General features: G+C 52.4%; 22 protein-coding genes and 1 pseudogene. 9 read left to right on the plus strand and 14 right to left on the minus strand.

Annotated features, from left to right (window positions below):
* Positions 1–12: 12 nt before the first annotated feature.
* From bioD to LG202_RS13345, 7 genes are all read right to left on the minus strand, one after another.
* A complete protein-coding gene (bioD, locus tag LG202_RS13315) occupies positions 13–693 on the minus strand; it encodes a dethiobiotin synthase (RefSeq protein ID WP_230348871.1) in 681 nt (226 codons plus the stop codon).
* Positions 690–1568: a malonyl-ACP O-methyltransferase BioC gene (bioC, locus tag LG202_RS13320; protein WP_230348872.1), complete on the minus strand. Its 879-nt coding sequence runs from the start codon at positions 1566–1568 to the stop codon at positions 690–692. The genes bioD and bioC overlap by 4 nt, the downstream gene beginning before the upstream one ends.
* The gene (gene bioH / locus LG202_RS13325; protein ID WP_230348873.1) at positions 1565–2365 is read right to left on the minus strand and encodes a pimeloyl-ACP methyl ester esterase BioH; all 801 of its coding nucleotides are present in this window, start codon (positions 2363–2365) and stop codon (positions 1565–1567) included. Before bioH ends, bioC begins: the two co-directional genes overlap by 4 nt.
* Entirely contained in the window at positions 2362–3561 is a 1200-nt protein-coding gene (gene bioF, locus LG202_RS13330) for an 8-amino-7-oxononanoate synthase (RefSeq protein WP_230348874.1), read from the minus strand. Before bioF ends, bioH begins: the two co-directional genes overlap by 4 nt.
* 8 nt (positions 3562–3569) lie before the next feature.
* Complete coding sequence (bioB, locus tag LG202_RS13335; protein WP_230348875.1) at positions 3570–4577, minus strand: biotin synthase BioB; 1008 nt, start codon at positions 4575–4577, stop codon at positions 3570–3572.
* 10 nt (positions 4578–4587) lie between these two features.
* Positions 4588–4977 carry a hypothetical protein gene (locus LG202_RS13340; RefSeq protein ID WP_230348876.1) on the minus strand — a complete coding sequence of 130 codons (390 nt, stop codon included), beginning with the start codon at positions 4975–4977 and terminating at the stop codon, positions 4588–4590.
* A 131-nt stretch (positions 4978–5108) separates the two neighbouring features.
* A complete protein-coding gene (locus LG202_RS13345) occupies positions 5109–5393 on the minus strand; it encodes a hypothetical protein (protein WP_230348877.1) in 285 nt (94 codons plus the stop codon).
* 218 nt (positions 5394–5611) lie between these two features.
* Here LG202_RS13345 and LG202_RS13350 point away from each other — a divergent pair, with 218 nt between their 5' ends.
* The 5 genes and pseudogenes from LG202_RS13350 to trmL all read left to right on the plus strand — a co-directional run bounded on the left by LG202_RS13350 (position 5612) and on the right by trmL (position 8310).
* Positions 5612–6487 (plus strand): LysR family transcriptional regulator, encoded by an 876-nt coding sequence (locus tag LG202_RS13350; protein ID WP_230348878.1) that lies wholly within the window; start codon positions 5612–5614, stop codon positions 6485–6487.
* Positions 6488–6586: 99 nt separating this feature from the next.
* Positions 6587–6991 carry a hypothetical protein gene (locus LG202_RS13355; RefSeq protein ID WP_230348879.1) on the plus strand — a complete coding sequence of 135 codons (405 nt, stop codon included), beginning with the start codon at positions 6587–6589 and terminating at the stop codon, positions 6989–6991.
* Positions 6992–7087: 96 nt separating this feature from the next.
* Positions 7088–7258 (plus strand): annotated as a pseudogene (locus LG202_RS13360) (double zinc ribbon domain-containing protein); the annotation flags it as partial.
* Between the two features lie 24 nt (positions 7259–7282).
* Entirely contained in the window at positions 7283–7777 is a 495-nt protein-coding gene (locus LG202_RS13365; protein WP_230349015.1) for a ComF family protein, read from the plus strand.
* Between the two features lie 68 nt (positions 7778–7845).
* On the plus strand, positions 7846–8310 hold the full coding sequence (trmL, locus tag LG202_RS13370; protein WP_230349016.1) for a tRNA (uridine(34)/cytosine(34)/5-carboxymethylaminomethyluridine(34)-2'-O)-methyltransferase TrmL: 465 nt from the start codon (positions 7846–7848) through the stop codon (positions 8308–8310).
* A gap of 114 nt (positions 8311–8424) precedes the next feature.
* Here trmL and LG202_RS13375 read toward each other — a convergent pair whose 3' ends face one another.
* From LG202_RS13375 to LG202_RS13395, 5 genes are all read right to left on the minus strand, one after another.
* Positions 8425–9417 carry an NAD(P)H-dependent glycerol-3-phosphate dehydrogenase gene (locus tag LG202_RS13375; RefSeq protein ID WP_230348880.1) on the minus strand — a complete coding sequence of 331 codons (993 nt, stop codon included), beginning with the start codon at positions 9415–9417 and terminating at the stop codon, positions 8425–8427.
* 20 nt (positions 9418–9437) lie between these two features.
* Positions 9438–9887, minus strand: a complete 450-nt coding sequence (locus LG202_RS13380; protein WP_230348881.1) for an SH3 domain-containing protein — start codon at positions 9885–9887, stop codon at positions 9438–9440.
* On the minus strand, positions 9868–10341 hold the full coding sequence (secB, locus tag LG202_RS13385; protein ID WP_230348882.1) for a protein-export chaperone SecB: 474 nt from the start codon (positions 10339–10341) through the stop codon (positions 9868–9870). Before secB ends, LG202_RS13380 begins: the two co-directional genes overlap by 20 nt.
* Before the next feature lie 134 nt (positions 10342–10475).
* Entirely contained in the window at positions 10476–10733 is a 258-nt protein-coding gene (grxC, locus tag LG202_RS13390; protein WP_230348883.1) for a glutaredoxin 3, read from the minus strand.
* Positions 10734–10736: 3 nt separating this feature from the next.
* A complete protein-coding gene (locus tag LG202_RS13395; protein WP_230349017.1) occupies positions 10737–11144 on the minus strand; it encodes a rhodanese-like domain-containing protein in 408 nt (135 codons plus the stop codon).
* Positions 11145–11374: 230 nt separating this feature from the next.
* Here LG202_RS13395 and gpmI point away from each other — a divergent pair, with 230 nt between their 5' ends.
* Entirely contained in the window at positions 11375–12928 is a 1554-nt protein-coding gene (gpmI, locus tag LG202_RS13400; RefSeq protein WP_230348884.1) for a 2,3-bisphosphoglycerate-independent phosphoglycerate mutase, read from the plus strand.
* Positions 12929–12931: 3 nt separating this feature from the next.
* Positions 12932–14215, plus strand: a complete 1284-nt coding sequence (locus tag LG202_RS13405) for a murein hydrolase activator EnvC family protein (RefSeq protein ID WP_230348885.1) — start codon at positions 12932–12934, stop codon at positions 14213–14215.
* Between the two features lie 81 nt (positions 14216–14296).
* On the opposite strand, the gene LG202_RS13410 is transcribed toward LG202_RS13405, so the two are convergent.
* Positions 14297–14716, minus strand: coding sequence for a secondary thiamine-phosphate synthase enzyme YjbQ (locus LG202_RS13410; RefSeq protein ID WP_230348886.1), 420 nt, complete (start codon positions 14714–14716; stop codon positions 14297–14299).
* Positions 14717–14920: 204 nt separating this feature from the next.
* Here LG202_RS13410 and LG202_RS13415 point away from each other — a divergent pair, with 204 nt between their 5' ends.
* A complete protein-coding gene (locus LG202_RS13415) occupies positions 14921–15733 on the plus strand; it encodes a PEP-CTERM sorting domain-containing protein (RefSeq protein WP_230348887.1) in 813 nt (270 codons plus the stop codon).
* A gap of 164 nt (positions 15734–15897) precedes the next feature.
* Entirely contained in the window at positions 15898–17481 is a 1584-nt protein-coding gene (locus LG202_RS13420) for an AI-2E family transporter (RefSeq protein WP_230348888.1), read from the plus strand.
* A 67-nt stretch (positions 17482–17548) separates the two neighbouring features.
* Here LG202_RS13420 and LG202_RS13425 read toward each other — a convergent pair whose 3' ends face one another.
* Positions 17549–18043 (minus strand): hypothetical protein, encoded by a 495-nt coding sequence (locus LG202_RS13425; protein WP_230348889.1) that lies wholly within the window; start codon positions 18041–18043, stop codon positions 17549–17551.
* Between the last annotated feature and the right edge of the window lie 42 nt (positions 18044–18085).

An 18085-nucleotide genomic window follows, 5' to 3' on the forward strand; every position in this document is an offset into this window, starting at 1 on the left:
ACTCAAGCCAGTCTATTTCAATAGCTCGCTGACAATATCTATTATATCAGTAGTATGCGACGGACCAATCCAAGCCACAAACCCCAAGTATGCAGCCGGCATACGCTGTCGCAAAGTCTGCAAATTTTCCTCAAGCATTGCCATGTCAGGATCGACCTGATTGGCCACCCAGCCAGCTAAGGTAAGGCCGCGTTGCTGGATCGCTACTGCAGTGAGCAAGGCATGGTTAATACATCCCAGGCGCATGCCGACCACCAGTATCACTGGCAAATCAAGCTTAAGCGCCAGGTCGGCAATGTCATGCTCGTCATCCAGTGGCACGTAAAAACCACCTGCCCCTTCAACGATAACAACTTCAGCATAAGCCTGCAGGCGCTGGAAGGCTGACTGGATATGATCCAGGTCTATCTGCACACCCGCCTGTTTAGCTGCGATATGCGGTGCAATGGCTGGCTCAAAAGCATAGGGATTAATATAGGCCAATGGCAAATCAACATTACTGGCCGCCAGCAATTGGGTAACATCTTCAGAGATCAACTGACCATCGCGCTTCTCACATCCTGAGGCGACGGGCTTCATGCCCACACTGCGTAGCCCTCGCTGGGCAAATTGGCGTACCAGCAGACTGCTGATCATGGTCTTGCCAACACCAGTATCGGTGCCAGTGACAAAGTAAGCTTGCTTGTTGCTCATGCTGGTTTTCTCGGATGCAAGGTCACGGTCGACAACCCTGGCTGTTTCGGCTGCGCCTTCCAGGCATGGCCGTATACCACTTCATAAGTCGCGGGCAACTTACCTTCGTGACGGAATTGCTCATAAGCCTCTGTCAGACGCCCGAGGAAGCCCCGTCCCAACAGGCCACGCGCACGGCCTTCGGCAGCATTGTGGGCACCTATGGCTTTCAGGTCTCGCATGACAGCCATGACATCATCGTAAGTGAGCACAAAGCGCTCGACATCGAGCACGGGGTCAGCAAACCCAGCTCGCACCAGAGCATCGCCAATATCATGCATATCGATAAACCGGCTGACATGCACATTGCCATCGCTGGAAGCCGCGCGCAGCTCCTTCAGTGTATCAGGGCCAAAAGTGCTGAACATCAACAAGCCCTCTGGGCGCAACACGCGAGCCATGCCTGCAAAAGCCGCATCCAGATCATTGCACCACTGGATAGCAACGTTGGACCAGATCAAATCCACGCTGCCAGGTTGCAACGGCAGGTTTTCAATATCGGCACATAATGCCACAGGTCGTTTCTGGCCGGTGAGCGGCGCAAGCATGCGCTTCATCAATGGGTACTGTCCCAGGGTTTGCTGCAACATGCCCATGGCAATATCCAGCGAGATCACCTGGCTATCGCGATAGCGCTTACCCAGTGCCACCGTGGCATGCCCAGTACCGCAGCCCGCATCGAGAATAACGCGTGGCGTCAGCTTGATGAGTTCAAGGCGTTGCAACATGCGCTCGCGCACTTCGCGCTGCAAGATAGCCGCGGCATCATAGCTACCCGCCGCACGGTCAAATGAGGCGCGCACTCTGGATTTGTCTATGCGATAACCGTCACTCATCCGTTCACTTCTGTATTGGGTTGAAGAAAGTCGCGCACACTATCGACAAACTGCGATGCGTGAGAGAGGAAAGGAGCATGCCCTGCACCAGCAATCACGCGCAGGCTGGCATGAAGCAAATGCTGGGACAACCAATGTGCCGCCTGCACGGGTGCCAAAGTATCACGATCACCATGTACCAGCAGCACAGGCTGCTGCAATACAGTCAGGTCTGGACGTAAATCATTTTGCAGCAATACATCCAATGCCGATTCGAGCGTCAACGGCGATGGTGCAGGACGTGCAGCCAAGGCTAGGCGCAACTCCTTGATAGTGGCACGTGCATCTTGTGCCCCCATACACTGCAAGGTGAGAAACTTGATTAGGGTGGCGGCATAATCCTCGCTCACCTGGCGCGCAAATGCCTGGAATACGCTGGCATTAATACCATGCTCCCACGGTTGGGGATGCCCGGATGGCGTATTGATAAAACATGGCGTACTCCCCACCAGCACCAGCTTACTCACCCGCTCAGGATAATGTACTGCCAATCGCATGGCCACCAGACCACCTAAAGACCAGCCTAGTACATGTGCATGTGATGGCAAGACAGGTAGCAGCGCTGCCACCATTTCATCCAGATTACTAGCAATTCCCTCCTGGCTTAGGCCCATGCCTGGCAAATCGACAATGTGCAGCTCGAAGGACTGCGATAGTTTTTTCACCAAGGGTTGCCAAACGCCACCATGCATGCCCCAGCCATGAATCAGCACCAGTGGTTGGCCTTTGCCGACGATCTCGACATGCAGATGGCTCATGTGGCTTCCAGTGTATGTAATGCTTGCAGCAATTGCTCAATGTCCTCATGCGTATGCGCGGCAGAAAGGGAAATGCGTAACCTTGCCGTACCCTTGGGTACGGTAGGTGGGCGAATCGCTGGCACGATAATGCCCTGCTCCAGCAAGCGCTTGCTTACCTGCAAAGCCTCGTCGTTACTGCCGATGATGATGGGTTGGATGGCAGTGGCAGAAGCCATCAATTGCCAGCGCTGCAATTGGCATGCGGCCCTGAACTCGGCAATGAGCTGATGCAAATGTGCACGTCGTGCATGATCTTGCTGGATCAATTGCACACCTGCCATGGCTGCTGCAGCTACTGGGGCCGGGCTGGCAGTGGTATATATATATGGCCTGGCAGTTTGCATCAGGTAATCGGTCAATATCTTTGGGCCAGCAACAAATGCACCAGCCGCGCCAGCAGCCTTTCCCAACGTCGCCATGTAAATAATTCGCGGCGAATCAAGCGCAAAATGTTCGAGAATACCGCGCCCTTCGCTCCCTAACACGCCAAAGCCATGGGCGTCATCCAACATCAAATAAGCATCGTAACGCTCACATAGCGCGAGTAACTCAGGCACAGGAGCCAGGTCACCATCCATGCTGAATACAGCATCAGCCACCACCAGCTTACGCCTAGCCTGGCTCTGCGCCAGCAAACGTTCCAGGCTGCTCAAGTCGTTATGGGGGAAGCGCTTGAGCTCCGCACGCGACAGCAATGCTGCATCATTGAGCGAGGAATGGTTAAGCTTATCGGCAAAGATGGCATCGTCGCGCCCGCAAAGCGCAGTGATCACGCCCAGATTTGCCATGTAACCGGTGGTGAACAATAGAATGCCTGGCAGGCACATCAAGGCTTGCAAGGCTTGCTCTAGTGCCTCGTGAGCTTGCTGGTGTCCGGTAACAAGATGCGAAGCCCCACTACCCGCCCCGGCAATCGCTGCGGTATCACGCATCGCAGCGATCAAATGAGGATGTGAAGCCAATCCCAGATAATCATTGCTGCAAAACGAGAGCAAGCGCTTACCGTCAACCTCGACATGCACACCCTGCATGCCATTTAAAACGCGACGCTGGCGCAGCAAACCCAGGCTCGTACGTTCGGCGAGCTCGGCCTGCAATGCTTCAAGCAATGGAGGGTTTGCCTTCACCGGCTGAGATTCCAGCATGGAAGACATGCGGCGGATTAAAGCGGATGAATGCCGAGCTTGCCGAAGAGCTTACGGTCAGTTTCGGCTTCTGGGTTATCCGTAGTCAGCAGCTTCTCGCCGTAGAAAATCGAGTTAGCTCCTGCCAGGAAACACAAAGCCTGAATGCCTTCATGCATGCTTTGACGGCCAGCGGATAAGCGCACAAAGCTCTGTGGCATAGTGATGCGCGCAGCCGCAATCGTGCGTACGAACTCGAAAGGATCCAGCTCATCCATACCATACATCGGGGTCCCTTCCACCTGGGTTAGCAGGTTGATTGGCACACTCTCGGGCGGACGCTCCATATTGGCAAGCTGAGCCAGCAAGCCAGCGCGTTGCGCACGGGATTCGCCCATGCCGATAATACCGCCGCAGCAAACATTGATGTCTTGCTCACGCACGCGATCCAGCGTATCCAGACGATCCTGATAGGTACGTGTGGTAATGACATCACCATAATATTCTGGCGCGGTATCCAGGTTATGGTTGTAATAATCAAGGCCAGCATCCTTCAATTGTTCGGCTTGACCATCTTTCAGCATCCCAAGCGTGGCGCAGGTTTCCAGGCCCATTGCCTTGACTTCGCGAATCATGTTCAAGACTGGCTCAAGATCGCGCTGCTTTGGGCTACGCCATGCAGCCCCCATACAGAAGCGGCTGGCACCATTTTCCTTGGCGGCACGAGCCGCAGCCAGCACTTCCTCCAGTTGCATCAAGTCCTGCTTTTCCACATCAGTATGATAACGAGCCGCTTGCGGGCAATAGCCACAATCCTCGGAACAGCCGCCAGTCTTGATCGACAGTAGCGTACTCACTTGTACGCCATTCGGGTCGAAATGCTCGCGATGTACAGATTGTGCACGGTGCATCAAATCTGAAAACGGCAACTCAAATAGTGCCACGATTTCATCAACAGTCCAGCGCTGTGGCGCCTCCACGCGCGCTTGGACCTTGGCACGCTCTACACGGTCCAGGCCACGTATATCAATCACTGAATCTCGCATGTGTTTCCTTTTATTCTGTTGTCTCGACGGTATATTCCTGCCATGGCTCCTTGCGTGCACGCAAGATATCGCGCACCCCCAGTGGGACGATCACCAGGATACTGATTGCCCAGATGATGAGGGCCAGATTCAAGCCCCCACCCACCCAACCTGCCATATTGGAACTAAAGTTGAGCAGTACCACCCAGGCGCCCAGCAAACCATAAAAACGATACCCCGCGGGCACGAGATAGTCACACACGCGAGTACAGGGATGGTTTGCCATGGCACAGTAGGTAAAAATGGAGGCGGCAATCCAGAAAGGGATCAACACTGGTACCACCACAGCAAGACTCGAAAAGAAGGGGAAGCTTTGCGCCGCCCGCATCTGCTGCTTAGCCGTGATGATTTTGGTAGCCATGATATTAAAATGGAATTGAAAACCCGGATTATAGCTTGTCAACATTCAAGTCAACAACAATTAAACAACTGATTAAATATTAATCAAAACGGAATCATTAATGCGAGAAAGCCTCCCTGACAGGCACTGGGTTATTTAGACTTTTTCTGTTGCACGTCAGTGCCACCTTGTTCAGGTTGTTGCTTGAAGCGCTGGCTTTTTTCCTTGGCATTACCTGGCACAGCACCGTCTTTCATTTGCTCTCCACCGCTAGTACTTTGATCCTGTGGCTCCAAGTAATTCCCGTGTTCAGTGGAATCAGGAACATTATGTTTTTGTTTGTGTGCGGGTGGCATATCCACGGAATTATCCGCATGTGCGTTCGGCATAAAGATGACAAGAAAAGCTGACACGATGGCGCTATTGAAAATCTTCATCACGTTCTCCTTTAATGTAGTCATTGAAATGAAACTTCATGCTAAAGGAGATTTTCACCCACCTATGTAGGCGAGCGATTGATCTCGCTGTCAGTCTAGGCTCTGATGAATGTAAGAAATAATTTCATGTGAGAAAGTAGCGCATCAGCATATTGCGCTATTAACATAGATAAAATATTCACTAATTTAAATTAATTTAATATCAATTTTTTATAATCATGGATCATAACTTACTGCTGACATTTCTTGAGATCACCCGTACAGGCAGCTTTATCAATGCGGCAAAAAAGCTTCATATCACCCAGACTGCTGTCACCACACGAATCAAGAACCTGGAAGAAGCCCTGGGCTGCATCTTGTTTGTCAGGAATCGTAGCGGCGCAAAGCTGACGTCGCATGGCGAAAAATTTGTTTCCTATGCCAGCCAGATTGTCCAGACCTGGGAAGCGGCACGTCGAGAACTGCCGTTCCCCGAGGGCACCAATGCCATGCTCACCATTGGGGGTGAGGTCAGCCTGTGGAACCCATTACTTTTATCTTGGACATCCGCTCTCAAAACCACATATCCCACGCTATTTGTAAAAGCAATTGTGGCAGACCCCAAGCAACTTCATAGCCAAATGGTCGCTGGCACAATGGATGCAGCACTAGTTCACCATCCTGACTATTGGCCAGGCATGCAGGTCACGGAAATCCTGGAAGAAAAACTCATCTGCATTCGCTCCAAGCAGCAACCCGAACCCTATATTTTTATTGATTGGGGAGATGAATTCCGCCTGCAGCATGACACCGCATTATCGGGCCGGCTGAAATCCAGCATGGCTGTCAATCTTGGCCCCCTGGCACTTTTTCATATTCTTGAGCACGGTGGCAGTGGCTATTTTAGGACCCGGGTCGTGCAAAAATACCTAGATGAAGGGATATTTGAGATTGTGGCGCAAACCCCGGAATTTTCTCATCCCATATACCTCGTGTATCCACGTGAACGGCATAATCAGGAGCTCGCCAGCTATATCGCTTTATTGCACGACGTAGCCAATGCTCCTTCCAATTGGTCACAACATACGGAATTCGTTCTTCCCGCCAAGATTTAATATAAAAATATTAAATAATAAATTCAAATAAGTTTCGTTATATTTATCTTAAAAAAGCGCTCATCATTGATTGACCATCACTACTCGGTCATCAAGATCATGAGGCAACAAGCAAGCCCTACCATCAGCGCTCAATCTCAAAAGCGATGCGCCCAGATATTCAATCTAGGCTCGATCATTGCGACTTTGCTGATGCCAGCCTTCCCTGTGCTATTTATCTGGATAGGGATTTCCATTTTTGTATACTCGGCAAATATTCAGCACCCCAGCCCGCAGGTACGGCAATATACCCAATATGCGGGTTATAGATTCTATGGCATATCAGGCTGCCTGCTTGCTTCCATGATCTTTGCGGGTGTATTGATTCCAATGGCCGGAAGTGCCGTACATTTAATCCTGATCCTCTGGGCCATTGCATTTTTAGTCGTTGTCCCTGCAGGACTCTCCGCCTTGATAAAGGCACAAAAGGAATCCTGGCAGGACATCAAGCTAGAAACCCAGTAAGCAAGGTAGGCCACATGACTGCATATTGAGCCATGTGCCAACAGGCAGAAATTAAGCATTACAATTTAGCTTCCTTCTGCGACTGAATAACAAGCGATGCATCTTGCAGGACTCATCGAAGCACTACTCCCCCAGTCATGCCTGCTTTGCTCAAGTCGGCAAGGCGGTACCTTAGGGCTATGTGATGGCTGTCTGCGCGATATGCCTTGGCACACTGATCATGTCTGCCCCCAATGTGCACTGCCCAGTAATGGCAATCTGTTATGCGGGCAATGCTTGCAGGCCCCGCCCATGTTTGATGCAACGCGCAGTTTGTTTCAGTACCAATTTCCACTCTCTACAGTGCTGCAACAATACAAATATGGACAATTATTTACCCTGGCACGCACCATGGGAGTATTGTTTTCTGCTCATATAAGCCAGCCATTACCAGCCGACTGCCTGATTCCCATGCCATTGCACCGGCAACGCTTGCAAGAGCGGGGCTTCAACCAATCTGCGGAAATTGCTAAAGTCATTAGCAAACAACTACATTTACCCATTCACCTAGAGGCCTGCCATCGCATCAAACCTACGCCACCGCAGGCCAGCCTGCCTTACAAGCAACGCATCAAGAATATGCAAGGAGCTTTTGCGTGTAACGCTGACCTGACCGGCCAGCATGTGATATTGCTGGATGATGTGATGACGACGGGCGCCAGCCTCAACGCCTTGGCAAAAACGGTGAAGGCAGCGGGTGCAAGGTATGTAGAGTGCTGGGTGGTTGCGAGAACAGTATCGGAGTAACATCAAGCAGGGCATGGCCACTGCCATGTAAAATGGCGCCTGATTACCAACTCTTGCCTTTATATATCATGTTCGACATCGTGCTCTACCAACCGGAAATCCCGCCCAATACCGGCAATATCATTCGCCTTTGTGCCAATAGTGGCACGCGCCTGCATTTGGTCAAACCACTCGGCTTTACTCTGGAAGACAAGCAACTCAAGCGTGCTGGGCTGGATTACCATGAATATGCCAGCCTGGTTGTCCACGAAGACTGGGAGGCATGTAAGCAAGCGTTGGCAAGCCGCCGGATGTTTGCACTCACGACCAAAGGCAGCACCAATCACCACCATATCCAGTTCCAGGCTGGTGATGTGTTTGTGTTTGGCCCGGAAACCCGCGGACTACCAGAAGAGATTCGTGCCGAATTTACCCCCGAGCACAGAGTGCGCCTGCCCATGATGCCAGAGAGCCGCAGCCTTAATCTGTCGAACTCGGCAGCTATATTGCTTTACGAGGCATGGCGCCAACATGACTTTGCTGGCGCGGTATAAGCATCTAGTGTAATTAGGTGCAAGAATACCCCAGCGACTCAAGCTCCCATTGAATAGTCCTTAAAAACAAAAAAGCACCATCACTGGTGCTTTTTTGTACAAATCATGTCGTGATTATAACGACTCTGACTTCTGCTCACGGCTCAACAGATTTTCCATCGCTTGCCGTGGAGAGCGGCCATGTGACAGCACCTGATCCACCTCATGCGTAATCGGCATTTCCACACCCAGCAGGCTGGCGCGCTTGATGACCTCACGCGCCGTATGCACACCCTCAGCCACATGGCCCAGGGTCTTGAGAATTTCCTGCAAGGTCTGACCGTTGGCTAGACGTAGGCCCACTTCACGATTCCGTGAATATTGCCCGGTACAGGTGAGTATCAAGTCACCGGCCCCAGTGAGGCCCATAAAGGTTTCCTTGGCACCGCCCAGTGCCACACCAAAACGCGTCATTTCAGCCATGCCACGCGTAATCAAGGCTGCACGTGCATTGTTGCCACACTGCATACCATCGCTAATACCGGCTGCGATCGCCAATACGTTCTTGAGCGCACCACCAACCGAAACACCGGTGACATCAGTACTGGTGTAAACACGGAAATTACCTCCATGCAGCATTGCACCTGCCTTTGCAGCAAAATCTGCATTATTCGCGGCTAACGTGACTGCTGTTGGCAGGCCGCGCACCAGCTCAGCTGCAAAACTCGGCCCAGACAACACGCCCCAATCGCGACTATCACCCAGCTCATCTTGCGCAACTTCATGCGGTAACTTGGCAGTAGCAGCTTCCAGGCCTTTGGATGCCCATACCACAGGAGCATTGCAGCCCAGGCGCTTGATGTCTTTTAAGGCATTACGGAAACCATTGGTTGGCACGACAGAAACAATGAGGTCTGCACCATCCAGTGCGCGAGCAAGATCTCCCTCCACCGTCAGCTGGTCGCCAAAGGCAAAATCACCAAGATACTGCACATTGGCACGTGTCACCTGCATATCCATGATATGCGCCTGGTTACGCGTCCAGAGCGAAACTTGATGCTGACGGCTGATTTGCAGGGCCAGCGCCGTACCCCAGGCGCCAGCGCCTAAAACTGAAATTTTCATCATGAACTACTTATAAAGCCGCATCAAAAGCCCCACAAGGATGAAGCTAACACATACCCTGTCATGCCATCCCTGTGCTTGACCTTGACCCAGCCATTGACCGGAGATTCCAGCATATCAAGCACAACATCTTTGTCGATCTTGCCCAGCAATATCGACGCTGCATCGGCAGCCTGCCGCACATCGGCCTGGCCACCCTTGACCAGCACGGTCCGCTTGTTGGCTAACTGCTTGGCCTCTACCCAATTGAGGCCGCCCTGCGCATCACGCACCTTGATCCAGTCGCCCAGATTGACGATCACCTCGACGGGATAACCCTGGCCGAGAATGAACACCTTTTTTCCCTGTGCGGATGGCGCGTCATACAGCACGGCCTTAGGTACGGAAACAGAACGGAACTCAACTGCTGATGCCAATGCAGGCACCAGCAGCAGAGCCGCCGCCAGCAACCACTTAGTGGGTTGTTGCGCCATTAGCCTTGGCCTGTTCTTGCTTTTGCTGTGCATACAACGCTTCAAAATTGACAGGGTTCAGCAAGACAGGTGGGAAGCCAGCACGAGTCACGATATCGGAGATAGTTTCGCGTGCGTACGGGAAAATGATGTTCGGGCAAGTCACACCCAGGATGATATCGAGATTGTCTTCGGGCACGTTGCGAATCTGGAAAATACCAGCCTGCGCAACTTCCACCAGGAACACAGTCTTGTCAGCAATTTTGGAAGTGACCGTTACCGTCACGACAACTTCATAAATGCCTTCTTCCAATTGAGTCATCGCATTGCTCAACTCAATCGCAACTTGGGGAGCTTCGCGCTGAATGAAAATCTGTGGGGCATGCGGGATTTCAAGTGAGAGATCCTTCACATAGACCTTCTCAATACCGAATGCTGGTTGTTGCTCTTGTGCTACTGCCTGCTCTTCTGCCATGACTCTTCCCTTGATTCAGGTCGCGCTAAGCGCTTCCCCATATATAAATTAAATAAAATATTTAGATGCGTCTAAAATTCAAGCTTGTCATTCTATCCGCATCAGCGCAGGTTTTGTACTACAAAACCATGACACTACTTCGCCAGCATCGGGTCCAGCTTGCCAGCCATATCGAGAGCACGTAGATCATCGAAACCACCCACATGCACATCGTCGATATAAATTTGTGGAACAGTGCGCCTGCCAGTCTGTTCCATCATTTTCACCCTGAGCTCTGGCTCAAGGTCTACACGTACCTTATTAATCTGGGTCACGCCCTTGCTCAGCAACAAGCGCTCGGCATTGATGCAGTAAGGGCAAGTACCAGTGGTGTACATGAGGATATTCGCCACACTCTATCCTTTCACTAAGGGCAGCTTGGCATCCTGCCAAGCTTTGATTCCGCCCTGTAATTGCTGCACCTGCTTGAATTCATTTTTAGCTAGGATAGCAGCCGCCTTGGCAGAGCGAGCGCCACTTTCGCAATACACCAGCACCGGCTTATCCTTGAACCGGGTCAACTCCTTCAAACGGTCTGGCAACTGTGCCAAAGGGATATGCTTGGCATCGGCAATATGCCCGGCTGCAAATTCAGCATCATCACGCACATCCAGCACGACGGCATGGGCGCGATTGATCAAGATAACAGCTTCACTGGCGCTGACACTTGCCCCAGCACCACGCTTGATCGTCGGCAATAGCAACATCACGCCAGAACCTATTGCCAGCCCAATCCACAATGCGTTGTTTGCAAAAAAATCCACAGTCACCTCAAGAATATGCCCGAAAGGCACTATTGTACTCAAATTACCCCGCCTGACAGGCGGCCATTTGTGACTAGATGATGCCAGCCAGGGAAAATTCAAGCCCTGATTGTAAAAATCGGAACAAAAACCATTCCCGGCAGACGAAATCCATGATTAAACATGCGTAACTGGCAAAAACTCTCTAAAATACAGGGCTATTGATTGAGTTCACCGGAATCCTGACCCCAATGACTGTAACACCCGCCCTACTCGTGATCCTCGATGGCTTCGGCTACCGTGAAGATAGCCGCGACAACGCCATCGCCCAAGCCAACACCCCCAACATTGACCGTTTCTGGAAAGAATACCCGCACACCCTGATCAATGCCTCCGAGACCTTCGTCGGCTTGCCGGGCGGGCAGATGGGTAACTCTGAGGTCGGTCACTTGAATATTGGTGCCGGGCGCGTGGTATTCCAGGATTTCGAGCGCATCAATCGCTCGATTGCATCAGGCGAATTCTTTACCAACCCAGTATTGCTGGAAGCGGTGAACAAGGCCAAAGCTGGCCATAAGGCAATTCACATCCTGGGCCTCGTCTCTGATGGTGGCGTTCACAGCCATCAGGATCATATCCACGCCACAATTGAAATGGCAGTCAAGGCAGGCGTGGAAAAGGTATATGTGCATGCATTCCTTGATGGCCGTGATACCCCACCCATCAGTGCCCAACCTTACCTGGAAAAACTGGAAGCAGCCTGTGTACGCATTGGCGGCGGCAAAATCGCCTCGATTTGTGGTCGCTTCTATGCCATGGATAGAGACAAGCGCTGGCCCCGCGTCGAGGCTGCTTACAACCTGATCACCGATGGGCAGGGTGAATTCACTGCCACCAGCGCACTGCAAGGCTTGCAAGCGGCTTACGCACGCGACGAGAAGGATGAATTCGTCAAGGCAACTGCCATCGTCCCTGCTGGCGAACAGGCGGTAAGCATGGAAGATGGCGACGTGGTGATTTTCGTCAATTTCCGCTCTGACCGTGCCCGCCAATTGACCCATGCATTGCTTGACCCTGACTTTGAAGGCTTCAACCGCCGTCGCCAGCCCAAACTGGCAGGCTTCTACACCCTGACCCTGTATGACAAGGCAGAAACCCGCGCCACGCCGATCTTCTCTCCAGTGGAAATCCGAAACACCTTTGGCGAATATGTCGCGCAGCAAGGCCTGACGCAATTACGCATCGCCGAAACAGAAAAATATCCTCACGTCACGTTCTTTTTCAACGGCGGTGAAGAACAGGTGTTTGCCGGGGAGGATCGTATTCTGGTGCCATCCCCAAAGGTTGCCACCTACGACCTTCAACCAGAGATGAGCGCCTTTGAGCTCACTGACAAGCTGGAAGCCGCTATCCTCAGCAAGAAATATGACGCCATCATCTGCAACTATGCCAATTGCGACATGGTTGGCCACTCCGGCGACCTAAATGCCTCCATCAAGGCAGTGGAAACCATAGACACCTGCCTCGCCCGCATCGTCAAGGCGATGGAAAGCATAGGCGGACAAATGCTCATCACGGCAGATCACGGCAACGTCGAGCAAATGCTTGATTACGAGAATAACCAGCCGCATACGCAACACACCACCAATGTGGTGCCGCTGTTCTTCATCGGCAAGCCAGCAACTCTGGCTGCCCCTGGCACAGGCTCGCTTTGCGATCTGGCCCCCTCGCTGCTCGCCATGATGGGCCTCAGGCAGCCTTCCGACATGACCGGAAAATCCCTGGTCAACTTCCAGGCGCAATAGCTGATGTATAAACGCTGGCTCTGCATGCTGCTGGCAAGCAGCTTTTCTGCCGTGCCAGCAGCATGGGCTGCCAAGAGCGAGCCTGAAAAGCCGCGTGAAGCACTAGATGTCATCCATCAGCGCTTGGAGTCACTGAAGAAGGAGCTGGGTAGCTCGCAGGAAGCACACGCCGAAGCTGCCGATGCCCTCAAGAAAAGTGAAAAGGCGATCAGCGATGCCAACCGCAAACTGGTTGACCTCAAACAGCAGCAACAGGAAAGCAGCCAGACCTTGCAAGCGCTGCGCCGTGAGAAAACCGCACACGAAGCTGAGCTCAAGCAACAACAATCACTGCTGAACCAGCAGTTCTATCAACAATACCTGCATGGCAAACCCAACCAGGCCCAGGTTCTGCTGCAACAGCAAGACCCGAACGCCGCCACGCGCCAGTTGCATTATTTCGGCTACGTTTCACGCGCGCGCAAGGAACTGATGGATGCAGCCTCCGCAAACATTGCCAAGATAGAGACGCTCAATGCGGAAACCAGCAAAACCCTGGCGGAACTGGATACCCTGCAAGAGCAACAGGAAAAAGAACGCGCGGAGCTACAACAACAAAAAAGCCAGCGCGATAAACTAGTCAAACAGCTGTCGAGCAAGATCAGTGCTCAACGCAACGAGATCGACAAACTCAAGCGCGACGAACAACGCCTGACGCAATTGATGGAAAAGCTTGCCAAGGCCGCACGCGAACAAGCAGCCCGTGAAAAGGCTGCCAGGGAAAAAGCACAACGTGAAGCCGCTCGGGAAAGATCCAGACAGGCAACCACTTCACCCAGTGAAAAAACACCCAGCAGCAAGATCGTTGGCCGCAATGAAACCTTGCCCAGCAATGCCTTCGACGGCACCAATTTCGCCTCACTCAAGGGTAAGCTCAACCTGCCGGTACGCGGTGAAATCACCAATCGTTTTGGCAGCAGTCGCGCCGACACCGGTATCTCATGGAAAGGCCTGTTCATTCGCGCTAATGAGGGCAGCGAAGTCAAGTCCGTCGCCAGTGGCCAGGTAGTATTTGCAGATTGGCTACGCGGTTTTGGCAATCTCATCATCATCGACCACGGTAGCGGCTACATGAGCCTATATGGCAACAATCAGGCCGTATTGAAACAGGTCGGCGACAACGTCAAGGGCGGGGATACGATTGCCTCAGTTGGCAATAGCGGCGGCAACGAGCAACACGGCGTTTATTTCGAACTCCGGCTCCAGAGCAAGCCTTTCGACCCGCTGAGCTGGAGCGTGGTAAAGTAACCCCCCTACCGGGCACCACTCAACTCCGGACTATAAAAAGTATATTCAAACCATCAGAAACCACGCGCTTTTCTGTCGTTTCTATTCACCGAGCAAGTGCAGCAACACCTTACGCGTATGCGACATGCGTCGGTGCTCATAGAGGAAGATGCCTTGCCAGGTTCCCAGCGCGGCCTTGCCATCCATAACCGGTATGGAGATGCTGGTCTGCGTCAATGCAGAGCGTACATGCGCTGGCATATCATCCGGTCCTTCGGCAGTATGAATGAACAACGCATCGCCATCAGGCACCAAGCGCTCAAAGAAGCTTTCCATATCCACAAGCACATCAGAATCGTAATTCTCATTAATGAGAATACTGGCCGAGGTGTGCTGGATATACAACGTCAGCAAGCCGTGCCGAATAGCGGAGTCTTCCACCCACCGCGTCACAGCAGGCGTAATATCATACAAACGGCGCCCGTTGGTATGCTGGATGATCTGGTGATGTTGCTGCTGCATGAAATGACTCCCGAGAGGCTTAGCCTGATGGGAAGAAGTATAACGGCTGAATGCGACAGCGAAAAATAGAGAACTACTTCCCACCTCAAATCTGCGCAATCACAAAAGACAATCTCGATAGTCCATTCGGACCATTAACAGGCAATATCAATATACTTTTAAAGCGCCCATAATCATAGTCTCCATCACCCTGGGAGATTCAAAATGAAGATGCGTTACTTGAGTGTCGTCGCCATACTCGCAACCGCTGCTCCCGCACTGGCTGCCCCTACCACCATCAACTCCAACGCCGTCGATATCAGCTACGATCCGGATACATTCCAGTTCCAGATCAATGATGCATATTACGGCGAGCAAATACTGGATAACAGTATTGCTTCAATATCCGGTGTTACCAACGGCGTCTCCATCAACTTTGGCGGCTCGCTGTATGTCAGCGCAGACGGTGGCCGTTATTTTAGTTACGAAAGTTTTTCAGGCGCTTTTTCCCTGCCTTTGTCCTTTACTGCGCATCCCGGCCAGATCATCGAAAGCTACTCCATCACCTATTCCGGCACTTATGACGCGTCAAACGGTAGCCTGGGTGCCGCGGGTGTGAGCATTGGCGGCCCAGGAGCATCATTTTCCGGCACTGACGGGTATGGCTCCAGTTTCAGCGCAACAGGTATCATTCCTGGTACGACTCTACCCACAATCGCTGGTTCTTTTGAAGCTTGGGCAGACTACACCATGATTGATGTCTATATGGGTCAGGAGTGGATTATCACCGGCGGCTATTACGTGCCAGGGCCTTGTGACGAATATGGAATCTGCGAACCCGACCAATGGGTAGAGGAGGGTTACTGGCAGGATATATATGAGTCCCAAGGCGTGATAGGCACCGCGGCGATCAACCTGCAATCCATCCAGGTAGTTGCCAATATCGCCGCCGTGCCGGAAGCAAGTGCCTATGCAATGCTGCTGGCCGGATTCAGCGTATTGGGCCTGGTTACACGTCGGCGCCGCCAGCGCAATTAACCTGCCAGAAATCAGGCTTGCTACCATCCCGGGCGGGCCTGGTTGCTTGTTTGCACTGGCCCAGCCAACTTCACGCTGCAATTCATCCTTGCTTCGCCGCTGATCCTCTTGCGATCCCCCCTTCTCCGGATAGAATAGTCGCAATACAAGTCCAGAGCCCACTCATGCTACTCAACCGTTTCCGCCACCCCATCGCACCCCACCATCAGATGGTCTTACGTGAAGTGCCATTACTAGCAGGGCTCAGCAACCACGAACTGGATACACTGAATAATGTGCTGCACCAGCGTAGCTACGTGCAGGACGAAATCATCTACGACCCGCAAGAAGAAGGGCAAGCGATCTACTTCATCCTGGCAGGGAAAGTACGCGTCACGCTGGATGGGCAAATCCTTGGCACACTGGAAGCCGGTCAGTTTTTTGGTGAACGCGCACTACTAGAAAACATGCGGCGCCACACCCAGGTACGTGCGATTGAAAACTGCGTGCTTGCTGTGCTGTTTCGCGATGATTTCCTGCATTTGCTGCATACACACCCGCAAATTGCAGACACCATTTCCCAGCATTGCAGCCTACGTCGCAGCCAGTTTCCAGAACTTGAACAAAACACCATACAGCAGCCTCCCGTGCTCAGTGAGAACCATGGCCCTGGCCCTGTCGCCTGGGCCGGCATCATTACCACCACTTGTTTGTTATTGTTGATCTTCAAGAAAATCCTCTGGCTGGTCGTGCCCTTCCTGCTAGCCTTGATCCTGTATTACCTGCTGGCTCCATTGGAAAAGAAAATGGTAGCTGCAGGCACGGGCAGGGGTATTGCTGCGGTCGCGCTCAGCGGCGCATTCCTGATGGTGACTGTGATTGGCTTATTGCTGGTTTATCCATTAGTCGTCGCCAGCGCGGCATCATGGCAAGCCGGGATTGCACACTACTCCGCGGGTGGGGCCGTGCTGGCTGAACAACTGGTGGAAGGCATACAAGAAAAATTCAGCTTCTTGCAGACATCGCACTTTGGCGACAATATTTCCCAACAGATCACTGACGTCTCGGAACACTTCTCCGACAAATACCTGGGCAAAATACTGAGCGGCCTGGCCACTTGGCTCCCGTCATTATTGCTCACCCCCATCATCACCTTCTTCATGCTCAAGGACGGTGCCAACTTCAGGAAAATGCTTGGCGCTGCGGTTCCCAATGCCTTTTTTGAAAAAACGCTTTATCTGATCCACGCCGTAGATCAAACAGCACGACTATATTTTGTCGGGCTCATGAAAATGACGGTGATTGACACCATCCTAACAACGTTAGGCCTATGGGCACTGGGCATCTCCTCACCGCTCATGCTCGGCCTGACAGTCGCCATCCTGTGCTGGATTCCCTACTTGGGGCCGCTACTGGGTTTTGCCATTGTAGCGCTGGTTGCCTCCACCGATATGCCAGGCAACATCAGCGTTATTTACAGCCTTGCCGGGCTATTTATCCTGATTCGCATGCTGGATGATTTTTTCTTCCTGCCAGCCATTGTGGGTCGCAGCCTGCGTATACATCCGTTGCTCACGATCATGATGTTTCTGGTGGGAGAGGCAATTGCTGGCGTAGCCGGATTAATGCTGGTGATCCCCATCCTTGGTGTGGTGCGCATCCTGGGCGAAACGCTGGAAATCATTCTTAAAGATACCCGCTTACAGGCACGGCACCGCTATTCGGAAAAACTACGCTGGCGCGCAGCAACACGTGACATGGATCGTTAAGCCAAGCCATCACTCACGACAATAAAAAAGGGCTGGAAAACTCCAGCCCCATGATTGCATCTACCGCTTACCACCAGCCCCAACGCGGGCCATAATAACCACGCCAATATGGTCCGTAACCTGGTCCCCAGAATGGATCGTAGAATCCGCGATTGCGCCATTGATACTCACGGCGCAGCTTTTCTTGCTCAAGCACTTTTTCCTTTTCGCGCTTGTTCAGCTCTTCAGCAAACCCATCCCGCAAGGCCTGCTCACGGCTACTGTAGATATAATCCAGCACCTTGGCATCTACACCCTGCTTGCTCAACTCCAGCGCCTTGGAAGGCGTCAGGTCGTAACGGGAGTGGCTTTCCTTGATCTTGGCGATAATGTCGTCGGCGCTGGTGCCGGCCTTGGACAAGCGCACCAACTCATCATAGGTGATGAATGGTGCAGGTTGCGGCAACAGCTTTTCCAGCTCCTCCGCAGAAATGCGCTGAATCTGGGGCTCCTTCTGCTGCTGGGTCGTCGCGCATCCTGCCAGCACCAAGCTGCCTAGCAAGGCAGCAATCACTAGTCTCATCTCATCCTCCTGGCAATGTGCCAGATCTAACCAGGCCATGAC

Source organism: Methylobacillus methanolivorans (genome assembly GCF_054588515.1).